Source organism: Arthrobacter glacialis (assembly GCF_002909415.1).
In the GTDB taxonomy this organism is placed as follows: domain Bacteria; phylum Actinomycetota; class Actinomycetes; order Actinomycetales; family Micrococcaceae; genus Specibacter; species Specibacter glacialis.
In genome coordinates, this window is the sequence record NZ_PPXB01000006.1 from 185,895 (window position 1) to 199,977 (window position 14,083).

The window sequence follows — 14,083 nt, forward strand, 5'->3', positions numbered from 1 at the left end:
GCCATCAATGGCTGCTGTGAAAGATGCCCTTGACCCGTCATGGATCAACGCCCCGGGCGGGGTGGGTCCGTCCTATGACGCGGAGGAACTGCGCCGCCTGCAGGGCTACCAGCTGGTGGGAGGAGCCACCGCGGGGAGCTCACGCACCGGCATTCTGAACGTGCGGGACTTGGACCTGTCCCTGTCCGGAAGCAACGTACTTGCGGGCCCGGGCGGGTGCGTGATCGGCACCGCGAAGGGCGCGTACGTGGCCGGGGTCGCCGCGGTGACCATCATCGGGGCATTGGTGGCTGCCGATGTCACCAATCCGCGCCGGGACCGTGTGGTGCTGGAAATCCTGGACCCGGACAATGGTGGTGGTGCTGGGCGTAAGGCGCAGCTGCGGATCATTGATGGGACACCCAACGCATCGGCGGCCACGGGTGGCGGATTCCCTGCCGCACCTACGTCACCGTTCATCGATCTGGGGTATGCGGACATGCCCAAGTCCGGTGCTGGTTCCCCATCCATCACGATTACGGCCCCACTTACCGCCGCAGCTGGCGCTCCTATCTTGGTACGAACGCTGGCTGAACGTGACGCCCTGCCGAAGTGGAACGGCCTAATGGCTTACCGCATGGATCGCGGTGGCGTGGACATCTGCGACGGCACCAAATGGTCCCCGGTCTCTACTGCTTTGCATGTGGAGTACACGGGGCCGGCGCAAGTTGCTGCGTCCAATGAGGTGTGGGGTATGGGGGCCCGGACCCGGACCGTGATCAAAGGTGGCGATCCGGCGTTCTCTGCCACGGTCGGCACCGGTGATGTGGTGAACGTGCGCGATGAGGGTTTGTACCTTGTTGCAGTCACAGCAGCCTTTACGACCGCTGTTTCCGGCCGGTCCTATGTTCAATTCTCCGCAGGGGATGTGACCGCCAGGGCGAGTATTGCTTCAGGCGAGGACCGAGGGACAGTCTCCCGTCAGGTGTGGCTTCAGGCTGGTACCGCCATTGTCTTCTCCATCCATCACGGCTCTGGTGGCAATAAGACTTTCACGGGCCATTTGGCTATCACTCGCATCGGATAGGGGCGCCCGTGTACCGCTTCCTGATATGTGAATTTTTCACCGGCAAGGTGCTGGACGAGCTGCCGATGATCATTGCATCGGATCTAACAAGGTATCTGAAAATGTACGGGGAAGGGACACTGTCTCTTCCCCTTTTCGATGGGCGCGGTCAGCTGGTCAGCGACACGTGGGAGCAGGCCATTCTTCCGATGCGCTCTTTGATCCTGGTGGTTGATGATGCTGACAGGATCGTGTGGAACGGGGTGCCACAGTCCCGTGGACGCAACACCTCATCCAAGGTGAGCTTCCCCTGCCGGACGACCGAGGCGGCACTGATTGGCCGGTATGTGCCGGATCTGGACTTTGCCAAGAAGGACCAGGCCCGCATTTTCCAATCCGTGGTGGAATCCATGACGGCCGGCGGGATTGGTCTCGACTACGACTGCCCGAACACCGGCATCCTCCGGGACCGGACATACGCGACGGCAGACAATGCCCGCGTGTACGACCGAGTCAATGAGCTCTCCGCCGTGTTGCAGGGCTTTGACTGGACCATTGACGTCGTGTGGGGCGACGACACACACAGCTGGGTGCGGAAAATCGTCCGCACCGGCTACCCACACTTGGGTAACCGGACCGAGCACCCCGCCCATGTTTTGGAGACCGGCCAGAACATTACCGACTTCGACTACCAGGAGCCGTGGGGTGAGGGCCAGTACGCGACCCATGTGGTTGCTGTCGGTGACGGTGAAGGAGTAGACCGGGTCATGTCCGACCCGGTTATTGACCATGCACGTGAGGCCGCTGGTTGGCCCAGGGTCGAATATCGCAAAGCGTTTTCCAGCGTGAAGGACAAAACCACCCTAAACAGCCATGCCAGGGCCTTGGCCGGCTACGTCTTTGGCGGCCAGCAAGTCCTGACCGCAACAGCCCGGAACCCCCTCGGAGCCGAGGACTTTACCAGCCTCGGGGACTTGACCCTCGGCGATGCGGCCCGGGTAATCGTTGACACCCCACAACTTCAGCTGAACGAGGCCTGGCCGGTCATTGGATGGTCACTGACTCCGAAGACGGGCATTTACAAGCCGACAATGGCAAGGATCGGAGAACCCGTTGAGTAGTTCCCTGGTACCGAAACCGTTTGACATTACCGACGGAATGCGAGGAGAAGAAGAGGCAGCCCGGCTAGCGGAGCGCCGCGACGGTGCAGCATGGGCCGGAACCACCGTGGTCGCCCAGGCAGTAAAAGATGAGTCTGCATCGCGGGAGGAACTAGCCGCGACTACCGAGGCAGAATTAGCCGCAAACCGTCAAGCAATCATCGACGAGGCTCAGGCCCGCGCCGAGGCACTGATCGACGTGGACGCAAAACTCGGTGACCTCGATACCAAGTACGACGGTGTGATCACCGACGCCGGCTTCCTCGGCAGCCGGCTGACCGCCGCCGAGCAAGACCTCGAAGCCGCTGCCGGCCGCCTAACCGACGCCGAAACCGACATCACGACCGCCTTCGGGCAGATCACCAACGTGGACGGGAAAGCCACCAACGCGGCCGCAGCCGCCAGCACAGCCCAAACCAAAGCAGACAGCGCAAAGACTGCGGCCGACCAAGCAGCAACAGACGCGCTCGCGGCTAGTGGCATCGCCAACTCCAAAGGCAAGACTCTCATCCAGTCCGCGCCGCCGGACGCGGCTGACCGGAATACTGTCACGCTGTGGATAGATACGACCGGTGGGGCTAACACGCCCAAACGCTGGAGTACTGGAACGACTTGGGTTGCTGTGACGGACAAGGCTGCGACTGATGCCGCTGCAGCAGCCGCTGGTGCGGCCTCTGCCGCGACAGCGGCTCAGTCCACTGCGACGGATGCCCAGACTGCGGCAGGTACCGCCCAGGCCACCGCCACCAGTGCACTGACAATGGCGGGGACTAAAGGGAAAGTTTTCTACGACACGGCAGCACCGTCCGGAACGGGCACGGCGCCCGGTGACCTGTGGCGCCGGATCGACGCGGCCAAGAACGTCATTAGTGAGTGGTACTGGACAGGTACGGCTTGGCAGTCCTCCCTGATCACCACTAGCGCTATCAGCAACCTTGACGTGGGTAAACTGACCGCGGGGGACGCTGTCATTGCTACGTTGGTCTCGCAGAAGATCGCGGCCGCTGCAGGTCAGTTCATAGAGCTGGACGTGAAGCAGCTCCGGGTCACCGGGTCGGGCGTCATGGACCAGGCTGTCATCAACAAGCTGTGGGCCGACGTCGTCAACGCCTACAAGATCACCACGCAGATGCTCGCAGTCGGCGCTTTCGACAACGTCATTCCTGACCCCACGTTTAGCAATGCCGGAACCGACTGGGGATCTGTAGCGGCCCCGTACTCGTTCCCCCCAACAGAGGGCTACAACGCTGGCCCGGCTTTCAAAGTCGCACCGAACGCCAGCGAATCCGGCCGCTATTCGCAGAACGTGCCCTTGACTGGTGGCGAGGCATACCGTGTCTCTGTGTGGGTGAAATCCAACGTGGCAATCCCCGCCGGGGCACTAGGAGTCTACGCCCGCTCCACCATGGCGGGCGGCGCCACCGTGTCCACCAACCAGCTCAAACAGAGCAGCGGATCCGCCGGCAACGATGGCATTGCCGCGAACACCTGGGCAAAGCTGACGCTCATGTCGGTGTTTGATCCAGCAGCTGTCTACGGGGCTTTTGGCTTCTTCAAACAGGCAACCTTCACCACGGGCACGGTGTGGTGGTCGCTGGCCTCAGCCACTCGTATGAACGCGGGTGAGTTGACGGTGGATGGGACAGTGACGGCCCAGGCGCTGGAGACAGAGCTTGTTCTGGCGACGAAGATTGTTGCTGGGGATCCTGCCAGTACGCACGCGGAGATGTCGCCGCTGGGATTCAAGGTGTTCGCCGCCAACCCTGGGGGCGGCGCACCCACCGAAGTGGTGCGCCTTGGTGTTGCTGCCACTGACGACTACTTTGCCGTCAGCCGCGCTGATGGGTCTCTGGCCGCAACTATCAGCCAGGACGGGGTTGTGGTGGGCGACCAAATAGACGCTACATCAGCGCTTTGGTACAGAGGCGAAGAGCTGCAAACCGTCCTCGACCGAATGCCACGAGGAATCATCGCTGCCGGATATCGGGCAACGTCGTCCACCGTCAATGCCACCTTCGGAAATATCATCCCGTATCTGAGGATCGAGGCGGTTCTTTACCCTGGTCGGATCTACAAGGTGTGGACGTCCGGCGTGAAGGTCGGGCTGGATGCAGGCACCAGAGTAACCGTTGGCATCAAATACACCAATAGCGGCTTTGCCACCATTGGCAGCCCGGGCTTGACGGAAACCGCGACCGGCACAGACCTTGAAGCGCCGATCGTGCAGGAACTCTTTGCCGTTGGCACCATGCAGACGGTGTCCTTCCTGATCTATTTGCAAGTTCTCAACAGTGGGCAGGCAGGCTTTCGCGGGTCGGGATCGGTACCTACCCGCCTTGTCGTTGAGGACGTCGGCCCGGCACGCAGCAATCTCGACAACGGGGTTCACATGAATGGCACGGTGGCCCCTTCGCCACCCAAGAACACCTACGTGCGGCAGTACGGGTCATGGAACTCCATGAACTACCAAGGGTCCAATGCCCAATACGCCTTCGACACCGGAAACATGTACCAAGGCCTGTCGCCGGCAGGGTACGGAAATCTAAAGTCCATCAGCCTGCACCCGGACATGACCACGGACCTTAGCGGCGCAACCGTCAACTACATCCGTGTCTATTTCAATTTCAGCCATTGGTACAACAACGCGGGTGGCACCGCCCGTATTGGGCTGCACGGGCACACAGCGATTCCTGGGTCATTCAGTGGCTCAGGAATCGCAACTACCTCGGGTGGCTGGCCCAAACCCGGCGCGCGCTGGGTAGATCTGCCTTCATCGGTATTTGCTGGCTTCAAGTCCGGAGCCTACCGGGGCGTCTATCTAGAAGGCGACGGCAGCTACAACACTTACGGGATCGCGGCACGACCGACAATCGAAATCTCGTACACCAAATAAGGAGGCAGCATGACTGACACGCAGCTACTCAAATTCGCCCGTGCCCGAGACCACCAAGACTTCATCTGGCGGGTCACAGCAGCACTCACAGTAAAGGCCCAGTACATGGCCGATGTCCCCGAAGGCGCGAGTGTGGAGGGGCTGTCCATGCGTGACTGGGTCCTCGACAACCCGATGGTCCCCATCGAGATGATGACGGCTTTCGCGGCCACCATGCCAGAGATCGCGGAGAAGGTCACCATCGACGGCGGAACCGTAGACACCGCCCAAGTCCTCGACACCGACATCAGCTACATTGTCGGGTCCAAATGGGATTCCGTTGCCAGGCATCGATTCGCGGACACACCATGACCGGAATATGGCCCACTACGCCGGCGGTGACGAATGCAAGGTGAAACGCACGCGCTGGCCTCGTGGCTACCAGTAGCGGTGCAAGTCGGTGTACCGATTGCGCTGGCATTGATTGCAGCACTCGGCACATGGGGGGTCTCCCAGCGCAAAGCCAAAAACGATGTTTCCGCACAAGCCGCCGCGCATGAGTTGGCAATTGCAGCGCAGCAAGAAGAGTTTGACGGGAAGAAGCGGGAGATGGCGATGGCCCGCGACCAGCAAATGTATGACACGCAGCAGCAGATCATCACGACTTTGCAGACTAGCAACCGGGATTCGGCACACCGCGAGGCGCGCATGGACGAGAAATTTAATGAGCTGTACGGCAATCTCGGCTACGAGCGGGACTACTCCACGGAGTGGGAGGAATGGCACCGAAACGGAATGCCAGACCCGCCCGGAAAACCCAAACGACGCCACCCCACACACCAACCAGCCACCCCACCGGGTGGTTGACCCATTTAAGGAGGTTTCATGGTCAACCTGACCATCCCGTATAGAAAGCCGGTCCCGGCCGCGTCGACGATGTGGCGTGAGGTGCAGGCCCGCTGGCCGGACTGCGCCGAGAACAAAGGCTTCGTTGCCGGGTCCGGACCGACGACTTGGAACATCAGCTCCCACAACGCCGACGCTGATGGCTACGCCCATGCCTTGGACATTGGTGTGGACATTGAGGGCGACGGGACCGGCATCCCTATCCAGGACGCCATCGACCTCTCTGAGCACCTGCGCCAGCTCGGCTACAAGGAATGGAAGTCAGGCCGGGCCGGCCGTCTGGCGTACATCATCCACCGTGGCCAGATCGCGGGCGACCACACCGGTTGGCAATGGGTCAAGTACACGGGAACGAGCCCGCACTACGACCACATCCACATCAGCTTCAGCTATGACTACTTCTGGGGCGATCCCATCTGGGAGACCACCTCGGACGTCTACTCCACCGCCCCGTGGGGCATCACCACCATCACGACCGGGCAAGGCTCCGGCATCACACCCATCACCAAGGAGGACACCTTGTCCGCAGCAGACGTTCACGCAATCAACACCTTCACTCAGGAGGCCATCCAGGCCGAGCGCGCCACCATCGTGCGGGAGGTCCGTGTGGGTATCGCCCAGCTGGGCGACACCGTTCGCGAGCAGGCCTACAGCGTCAAGGTGTTCGCCCAGGCCACGGCCAACGACAACGGGGACAGGATCATTACTGACGCCCGCGCTCAGGTGGCAGGCCTCATGGAGGTAGTCAAGCAGCTGTCTGTGGGCACGGATGTTGACCTTGAAGCCGTGCTTGAGGCTGCTCGACAGGGCGCGGAGAAGGCCCTTGCCGAGGGTGTGGTGAAGGTGGACATCTCCATCGAGAAGCCCGAAGAGATCGCCCCCGTACTGGACGGTCCGGCTGAGTACGAGGTCGCACAGTGACCGGCCGGCGCGTGGCGCAGGCGGACAAGGCTGATGCGATCCAGCGGGCCCTCCGCACACTGTGGCAGGGATTCGGTACTGATGCCCTCATTGCCATCGGCGCGGGCTTGATGCTGCTGCTGAACAGCGGAGACGTGTTGTCCCCGGTGTTCTGGGGAGCGGTCGGTGTGCTCGTCATCAAGTCCGTCCTGGTGGCACTTGCCAGCTATCTGCAGCGCCTCGGCAAAGCGCCCAAGCCGCTGCCCGACCCGCCGCTGACTGAACCCGACCCGCCGCTGACTACTGATTATCACGCCGCAGTGAGCCGGGACCGCCAAGTCATCTACAGCGACGACGGCAAAGAATAGCAACCGTAAGAAGCGCCCCACCCTTCACCAGGTGGGGCGCTTCTTTTGCGCCCAAAACACGGCCCGGCACCGAAACCCTGCCCAGGCAGCCCTTCACCACGGTGCCCAGGCAGCAGAAAGCCCCGCCCCCAGACTGGGGCGGGGCCGTTTTTTGTGGTTATCCGAGGTTTGCGATCGCGTAGTCAGCCTCTTCGGCCGTGTACTTGTCCCCAGCCTCGCTCGTGAGCTGTTCGCGGATACCCTCAGGAGACATAGCCATCATGTCCTGGTAGTTCTTCGCAGACTTGAGAGCGTTCGCATTCCAGTCAGCCTTGATGTTGTCAACGGCATACTGTGCGGCCTCCTTAGAGAACTTATCACCAGCATCGCTTGACAGCTGGGCGAAAAGGCCAGCCTTACTCATAGGAATGATCGTGTTGTAGTTCTCGGCACTCTTCAACGCCGACTTGTATTCACTCGGAACATCGTCAGCTTTCTTTTCTTCCGCAGCCGGGGCGGCGGCTTTAGATTCGGCGCTGGCAGCCTTGCCAGAATCGACGGCTTCTGTAGCTGCAGAGCAACCAGTAAGCGCGAGTGCCGCAGCAATAGCCAGAGCGGCAAGGATCTTCTTCATTTGTTTCCCCAATAATGTGGTGAGAGCGTGTGAAAGAGTAGTCTATGTGGCGCTGTGTTTTTCTTTGAATTGTTAAGTTTCGGCAGTGTGTGTCTCGATCCGGGATGCCGTGGGGCGGTTTCTCTCCGCGCAGGGGGTGCAGTCATCCTGCTAAGCTTGTTGGCGGTGCTTGCCCTCGTAGCTCAGGGGATAGAGCAGTGGCCTTCTAATCCACCGGTCGGGGGTTCGATTCCCTCCGGGGGCACCACATAAAAGAGCGGGGTCAGCCTAGTGCTGGCCCCGCTTTTGTGTGTCCTGGTTAGGCTGCGCGTTTGCGGCCGCTGCGTTGTGGCATGGTCACCGAGGGGAGGGTGGATATGCCGTCGCGGACTTGCTCGACGGTGAGGCCCAGGTAGCGGGTGGTGGTGTCCATGTTGGAGTGGCGCATGGCTTTTTGGATGGTGAACGCACTGACGCCGGCGGAGTGCATTTCGGTGGCGGTTGCGGCGCGGAGGTCATGAGGACGGTGGTCGAGGCCTGCCCTGCGGATGGCTTGGGCGAGGAGGTCACTGACTGAGTTGCCCAGGATGTGCCCCTCCCCCGCTGGCCAGAGCCTGTTGGCTGCCCGGTTCGGGAACCAGTAGCCTGTGCGTGGCATGGCCAGGAACAGTGGCCATGCGGCCTCGGGGACGGGGAGTCTGGCGAGCTTGGTGCCTTTACCGACGGTGGTCAGCATCTTGCGGTCCCAGTTCACGTCATTGCCGTGGACGCGGGAGATCTCCGAGACTCGCAGCCCCAGGTAATAGTGCAGGGCTACCATGGCCCGGGTCTTGGAGTAGATCCCGGAGTTCAGGAGTGTTTGGATCTCTTCGACGCTGAAGGGGTTGGGTTCTCTCTTGCGGGTCTTGACCTTCGGGAGACGCGCTGCAGGGTTGTCCAGGCGGATGTCCTCGTCTTGCATCCAGGTGAAGAAGACATAGAGAGCGGACCGGTTGTGGGCGCGGGTGGAATGGGACCATTCCTGGGCGCCTGTCCAATGGATGAGCTGCTGCCTGGTCACGACGGTGAGGGCCGAGGTTTCCCTGGCGAGCTTCTGGAAGAAGTACATCCGCTCGCTGACGGTGCGTGAGCTTCGTCCTTCTGATGCCATACACGCCGCCCAGTAGTCAAGTACCGCGTTTGTGTCCATGTTTTACCCCCATGCTTAGTGTGCTTCTACTGGTTAGTTGGTAAATTAATAGCCAAAAACCATCGAGTTTATTTAATGATGATCTGAAAGTTTTGCCCTCTCCTGGTGAGGGTTCAGTGTCCGCGAGGGTCACTGTTTTTCAAGCTCTTTTTCTTTGTACTGTGTGGCACTGTTTTGCTGCCACCGCAGAGGGAGTAGAGGGAGTTGGGAGGAGAGACTTCAGCCTGTTTCGCCCCGCTCCAGAACACAGGTGTGTTGTGAAGGGGACTAACAGAACTGAAGTCATAACTGGTGGCCACCGCGTCGGTCGCGTCGGTCATCGGTCGTGTCGTATCAGCACCAGGGTCATTACTCCCCGGCAGTGGCGGCATGCATACGGATCTGGTCCCAGCCCCTTAGAAAGGCTCGGACGGTCGGACTTGGCACTTCTTCGCATTCACGTCTTTACTGCACGCTTTATCGCCCCTGCCCGTACGCTCGATGAAGAGCTGGCTCTGACCCAGTAAGCAGCCCAAGGAACAGGCTTAGCGTGTTGAGTGGCCACAGGGACCAGGCGGGGTAGCCGTACCGCCTCGAAACGTATGTCGAGGAGGCAAACAGGCAGGGCTATGGCATGTGGCGGCGCGGCAGGATAGACTGAACGCGCAATCAGGAGCTTCGCATGACTGATTGCCTCACCCGGACAGTGTTGGTAGCGCTGGCCGGGTTTATGAGTTAAAGCAGGTGGGCTAGATAAACACCACATCATCAGGATGGGCCATCTCAATGCGACGGCCCTGCCTGTCGTCCGGGACCTCCCAGGAGACCTTGAACCCTGACGCCGTAACATCCTTGATCCAGCCCTTCGGCCCCACATAGTCATCCACGAAACGGCTGACACGCTGGACACGGCGCCCAACCAGGGGCGCTCGCAGGGCGGCGGCTGCGTCTACGGCGGCTCGCCAAGCTAGGAAGTCCGTGCAGGGCGTGGTGGTGTCAGTGGTGGCGCTCATTTGTCTCCCCAGACGTGGATGCGGACGGGCTCGTCCGGGTTGATGACCACGGGCCCATTGACGCGGTGGTGGTATTTGGTGCGCGGGAAGGCCCGACGCAGGCGTGCAAGTAGCCGGCGCACTATGCTGACCACCGGACCCAGTCGTTGGCGTTAGAGTCCATGCCCAGCACAGCGGCGTGGGCGCCGGCATGGGCGCGCGGCCGCTCGCAGTTCAGCAAGTTCGGTTCGCCGCTCCACCCACCACATGTTTCCGTCTCAGGGTCTGAGAGCCGACGTTCCCAATGGTCGTGGTACTCGGTGTCCAACGCGGCACTGTTCATTAGTTCGACGACAGTCGGCTCGACGTCTTCAATGTGGTCGCTAAGGCGGTCACCGTGGGAGCACCCCATCGCGTCCAGGTTCCAACGCTCAGGGCTAATGCCGGCGGCCAGCAACTCGCTGCGGCTCTGTTCCTTCATGGCGTTGCACTCAGACCGGGTGGGCACGAAGAACGGCGGGCATGTGTCGGCGCTCATGCTACTGCCGCCGCCCATTCGTAGTCCTCAAACGCTGGCTCTTCGGGCTGCTTGGACCAGAGGGGGACGACGTTGTCCACACCCTCCGAACCCTCGGCCATGTAATCTCTTGGTCGTGGGTTCAATTCCCGCCCGGGGCACAATGTGATGTCGCGGGACATAGTTCCCACTATGTCCCGCGACATCGTTCTCACTTCATGTGAGTACAAAATAGTTACACCTCGGTCTTCGGATCGGGGTGTTTCTTTTTGCCGTCTGGCAAGCCTGGAGGCAGCATGGTCTCTTGCCTGTCATCGCTGGTGATACGGCCATGGGGTCACACCATGCTTGCCCAGAAACATCCCCTTGCCATGGGGCGCTGGCACCGGTGAGGGCCCATGACGATTGTGCTTATTCTCCGATCGACATGGTCGGAAGTATGTCGCGAGACAGCGGGGAAGTATCACCTGGGAACTATGTCCTGAGATCACACACCGCCCGGGGCACAATGTGATGTGTCGCGGCATACTTGACAGAAGCTCTCTCCTTCGGGAGGGAGCTTCTGTTATTTTTTGGGTTGGTAGCTTTTGCTGGCGTCGATGGTGTGTTCTGCAAGGAGTTCGCCGGTGAGGGTGTCGGCGAGCATGACTTCGGTTCCGGCGATGAGAATAATGACGTGTTTACCCTTATGGGCTCGTCCAATGGCTAGATGGCGCATCGTGCTTTCGTAGCGCAGGCTGACCGTGCCAACGTCGTCAATTTTGTCGCAGCGAACCCGCCAGTGACGTTCACTTGATGCCATTGGTGCAGCTTTGGGCAGTGAAGTGTAACCCTCGGTCGGTGTCTTGCGGCCCAGGGCCCGGTGCGGTCGTTCTTGGTTGTAGATGTGTTGGAAACGTGCCAGTTGCTGATCAAGGTCGTAGCAACTGTCTGCTGGGGTTGCTGGGCGAGTCATTTCTTTAGTGTTTGGTGGAAGCGCTCAATTTTCCCTTGGGTGCGCGGATGATAAGGCGAGCCGTTCTTTTGGGTGTTCCCTAACTTTTTGACTAGGTATTCGAAGGCGTTCGGCCCGCCTTTACCGTTGGCGAAGCCGGTGGTGTAGACCATGCCGTTATCGATCAGAGTCGAGGCCGGATATCCGTATTCCTGGGCCGTGGCGGTGAGCGTGGTGGTCACTGTCACCCCGGAAACACGCGGATGGGTGCTGATGTGGAGCAGGTAGCGGGAGCAGTCATCAAGCCAGGAAATGACCTCAACGTCGATGCCCTCTGCCAGCGTCCAGTGGGTGACGTCGGACTGCCAGGTCTGGTTGGGTTGCGCCGCTTCAAAGCGGTGCCATGACGATCGCGGTCTTTTCTGGGGTTGCGGCACCACAAGGGCTGCGCTGCGCAGGATCCGCCAGATCGTGGAAACCGCTGGAGGATTGATGCCTTGGCGTTGGAGTCTGTCAGCGATGGATTCCGCACCAGCATCCAGTCCGGCTGTCTCCAACTCAGCTCTCAGGGTACGAATCCTGCCTCGGACGTCCTCAGAAACGGTGCCAGGATGATGGCTGGGGCGTCGCGACCCGGGTTCCAACCCTGCCTCACCACGTTCTCGGTAGCGGGCCAGCAATACGTACACCCACTGCCGGCTGACGTGGAAGCGACGGGCTGCTTCACTGGGCGTCAAGCCCATCTGAAGCACGGCGAGCACGATGACACGATTCTGATCCACGGATGACATTACCCATCATCGAAGCTGTCAACGATGTCCCGACACATAAGTCAACGATGTATTGAAACCACACACCGCCCGGGGCACAAAAGGGCCTCTGACCTGCGAGTTTAGCCCAAAGATCAGGACCTCTGAGGGGTAAAAAATTCCCCAACTCATCTAATTCAGCAGAATTTTCCTGAGTTTCTGGTCATCTTTTTCAGCCCGTGACACTCATCTTTTTACCATTCAGTCACAAAAAGTGTCTAGATGCCGCGGTTCTCACCCTCCCGAACACGGCCGGACAGTTTCGGGCAACAGTAGGGCCTTCGATCGTCCCAGTATCGGGCTCCGCAAGGTTCACTTTGACCTTGGCGCCATCCGTCTTAGCTTCGCATCCACTGCACTCGGCGGTCAGGTGTTCATTGGTATTGGGCCACGGGCTGCAATGGACAAGTACCTCCGGGGCGTCCACGCAAGCAAAATCAACGGTATCGAAACGTCAGCGTTCAAGGTGAGCTACGACGACGTACCAGGACCTGCAGTACCAAATCCACCAACAGAGCAAGGCTTTTGGGCTGAGTCTGCTTCCGGAGCCGGCACGCAGCAAATCACCATGGATTTGCGCAGTGGTGTCTGGGTCGTTGTAATCATGAACGCGAACGCCAATGCCAATGCCAATGTGAACACGCAGGCAGGTTTCCACTCAGAATTGTTTGGAGCCTTCACGGCTGCCTCTTTGATTGGCGGCATTGCATCCCTGATCCTTGGTGCGGGGTTGATTGTCATAAGAGCCATCGGTCTGGGCCGACGAGTCCCGTCGTCGAAGCTAGGACACGGGGGGGAGACAAGTTGCAGAACCCACTGAATTGAGCCTCATGCCCGCAGAGGAGCCCCCAACATCTTGGCAAGGACGACGGCGAGTCTCCCCACCAGGGTTGTGCCGAAGGGACACTATCCTGCAAGGCTCTCCTGACAATTGGACCCACAGTTGTCTCGCGGGCTGTGGTTCGCCGTCTTTATCACTACGACTATTGCTGGCTTCGCAATTCTCTTCACAAGCCGTTACCCGCGGTCTCTATTCAACTTCACCGTCGGCGTCCTGAGATGAAACTGGCGGGTGACGTTATACGCCTACTCGGCCCTAGCCACGAACTCGTTCTGGTCAAATGGTGGCTGCAGATCCCGCCTCACCTGCTGATATTTGCCATATTCGCCACTGCCGCACGGTCGCTGCCACCCTCGCCACCGCAGCAACACGGGATCCAGAGAGGCAACACCTACCCAGACACCCCTGGCGATAGCCGGAATTGAACCTCCAATCAGCCGATGTACAGCGCTATAGCCGTCAAGTAATCTCGCGGACTCATTCGCCTAGTGCCCACCATAAGACGATGTCCTGGAGCTCAGCTGCGAATGTTGCTGCCCTGGATCGCACCCAATAGCGCCGCACCCAACCTCAGCCTCCGGGCATCCGCACCCATCCAGAACTGCCGCGGCTCCGAATGCATTAGTAACGCGCTCTAGCAGTTCAACGCTCGCAGCGAGAGAAACATGACGACAACACCAGGAGATCAACTATGCACAAGTCAATTAAAAACTTTGGAACTCTTACCGTCACCGGTGGAATGATCATTGGCGCACTGACCGTCGGTGCTGTTCCTGCGAGCGCGGCGACAACCATCGCCGAACCCACCACCTCAGCGTCAGCCATTGACAGTCCTTCGTTCTCTTTCCTTAATGGCACTCTCATTTCGGGACCGCTGCTGACCGCTCCCCTCATCAACGGCCCGCTGGTCTCCATTCCGTTCGGCCCCTTCCAATTGGGCCAGTTCCAATAACGGCAAGGATCCACAGCATTCCCCGGC

At 60.0% G+C, this 14,083-nt stretch carries 15 protein-coding genes and 1 tRNA gene; 10 read left to right on the forward strand and 6 right to left on the reverse strand.

Going from position 1 to position 14,083, the window contains the following annotated elements; genetic code table 11:
- Window positions 1-7 precede the first annotated feature (7 nt).
- The 7 genes from CVS28_RS09470 to CVS28_RS09500 are packed head-to-tail and all read left to right on the forward strand — an operon-like array spanning window position 8 to window position 7,251.
- The gene (locus CVS28_RS09470) at window positions 8-1,066 is read left to right on the forward strand and encodes a hypothetical protein (RefSeq protein ID WP_103481345.1); all 1,059 of its coding nucleotides are present in this window, start codon (window positions 8-10) and stop codon (window positions 1,064-1,066) included.
- 8 nt (window positions 1,067-1,074) lie between these two features.
- Window positions 1,075-2,166 carry a hypothetical protein gene (locus CVS28_RS09475; RefSeq protein WP_103481346.1) on the forward strand — a complete coding sequence of 364 codons (1,092 nt, stop codon included), beginning with the start codon at window positions 1,075-1,077 and terminating at the stop codon, window positions 2,164-2,166.
- Window positions 2,159-5,098 (forward strand): hypothetical protein, encoded by a 2,940-nt coding sequence (locus CVS28_RS09480; protein WP_133159092.1) that lies wholly within the window; start codon window positions 2,159-2,161, stop codon window positions 5,096-5,098. The genes CVS28_RS09475 and CVS28_RS09480 overlap by 8 nt, the downstream gene beginning before the upstream one ends.
- Before the next feature lie 9 nt (window positions 5,099-5,107).
- Window positions 5,108-5,449, forward strand: coding sequence for a hypothetical protein (locus CVS28_RS09485; protein WP_103481348.1), 342 nt, complete (start codon window positions 5,108-5,110; stop codon window positions 5,447-5,449).
- A gap of 33 nt (window positions 5,450-5,482) precedes the next feature.
- Window positions 5,483-5,944 (forward strand): hypothetical protein, encoded by a 462-nt coding sequence (locus CVS28_RS09490; protein WP_103481349.1) that lies wholly within the window; start codon window positions 5,483-5,485, stop codon window positions 5,942-5,944.
- A gap of 18 nt (window positions 5,945-5,962) precedes the next feature.
- Window positions 5,963-6,904: a hypothetical protein gene (locus tag CVS28_RS09495; RefSeq protein WP_103481350.1), complete on the forward strand. Its 942-nt coding sequence runs from the start codon at window positions 5,963-5,965 to the stop codon at window positions 6,902-6,904.
- The gene (locus CVS28_RS09500; protein WP_103481351.1) at window positions 6,901-7,251 is read left to right on the forward strand and encodes a hypothetical protein; all 351 of its coding nucleotides are present in this window, start codon (window positions 6,901-6,903) and stop codon (window positions 7,249-7,251) included. Before CVS28_RS09495 ends, CVS28_RS09500 begins: the two co-directional genes overlap by 4 nt.
- A 157-nt stretch (window positions 7,252-7,408) precedes the next feature.
- Here the strand turns inward: CVS28_RS09500 and CVS28_RS09505 are convergent, their stop codons facing one another.
- On the reverse strand, window positions 7,409-7,864 hold the full coding sequence (locus CVS28_RS09505) for an Ltp family lipoprotein (protein ID WP_103481352.1): 456 nt from the start codon (window positions 7,862-7,864) through the stop codon (window positions 7,409-7,411).
- Window positions 7,865-8,035: 171 nt separating this feature from the next.
- Here CVS28_RS09505 and CVS28_RS09510 point away from each other — a divergent pair.
- Window positions 8,036-8,111: transfer RNA gene (locus CVS28_RS09510), tRNA-Arg, on the forward strand.
- 51 nt (window positions 8,112-8,162) lie between these two features.
- On the opposite strand, the gene CVS28_RS09515 is transcribed toward CVS28_RS09510, so the two are convergent.
- From CVS28_RS09515 to CVS28_RS19920, 5 genes are all read right to left on the reverse strand, one after another.
- On the reverse strand, window positions 8,163-8,993 hold the full coding sequence (locus CVS28_RS09515) for a tyrosine-type recombinase/integrase (RefSeq protein WP_165788117.1): 831 nt from the start codon (window positions 8,991-8,993) through the stop codon (window positions 8,163-8,165).
- A 767-nt stretch (window positions 8,994-9,760) separates the two neighbouring features.
- Window positions 9,761-10,024, reverse strand: a complete 264-nt coding sequence (locus tag CVS28_RS09520; protein WP_103481354.1) for a hypothetical protein — start codon at window positions 10,022-10,024, stop codon at window positions 9,761-9,763.
- A 121-nt stretch (window positions 10,025-10,145) separates the two neighbouring features.
- Window positions 10,146-10,541: a hypothetical protein gene (locus tag CVS28_RS09525; protein ID WP_103481355.1), complete on the reverse strand. Its 396-nt coding sequence runs from the start codon at window positions 10,539-10,541 to the stop codon at window positions 10,146-10,148.
- Window positions 10,542-11,085: 544 nt separating this feature from the next.
- Window positions 11,086-11,475, reverse strand: a complete 390-nt coding sequence (locus tag CVS28_RS19915; protein ID WP_207797185.1) for an integrase core domain-containing protein — start codon at window positions 11,473-11,475, stop codon at window positions 11,086-11,088.
- A complete protein-coding gene (locus CVS28_RS19920) occupies window positions 11,472-12,236 on the reverse strand; it encodes a helix-turn-helix domain-containing protein (protein ID WP_207767490.1) in 765 nt (254 codons plus the stop codon). The genes CVS28_RS19915 and CVS28_RS19920 overlap by 4 nt, the downstream gene beginning before the upstream one ends.
- A gap of 427 nt (window positions 12,237-12,663) precedes the next feature.
- Here CVS28_RS19920 and CVS28_RS09535 point away from each other — a divergent pair, with 427 nt between their 5' ends.
- Window positions 12,664-13,083: a hypothetical protein gene (locus tag CVS28_RS09535; protein WP_103481356.1), complete on the forward strand. Its 420-nt coding sequence runs from the start codon at window positions 12,664-12,666 to the stop codon at window positions 13,081-13,083.
- Window positions 13,084-13,795: 712 nt separating this feature from the next.
- The gene (locus CVS28_RS09540; RefSeq protein ID WP_103481357.1) at window positions 13,796-14,056 is read left to right on the forward strand and encodes a hypothetical protein; all 261 of its coding nucleotides are present in this window, start codon (window positions 13,796-13,798) and stop codon (window positions 14,054-14,056) included.
- Window positions 14,057-14,083: the final 27 nt, after the last annotated feature.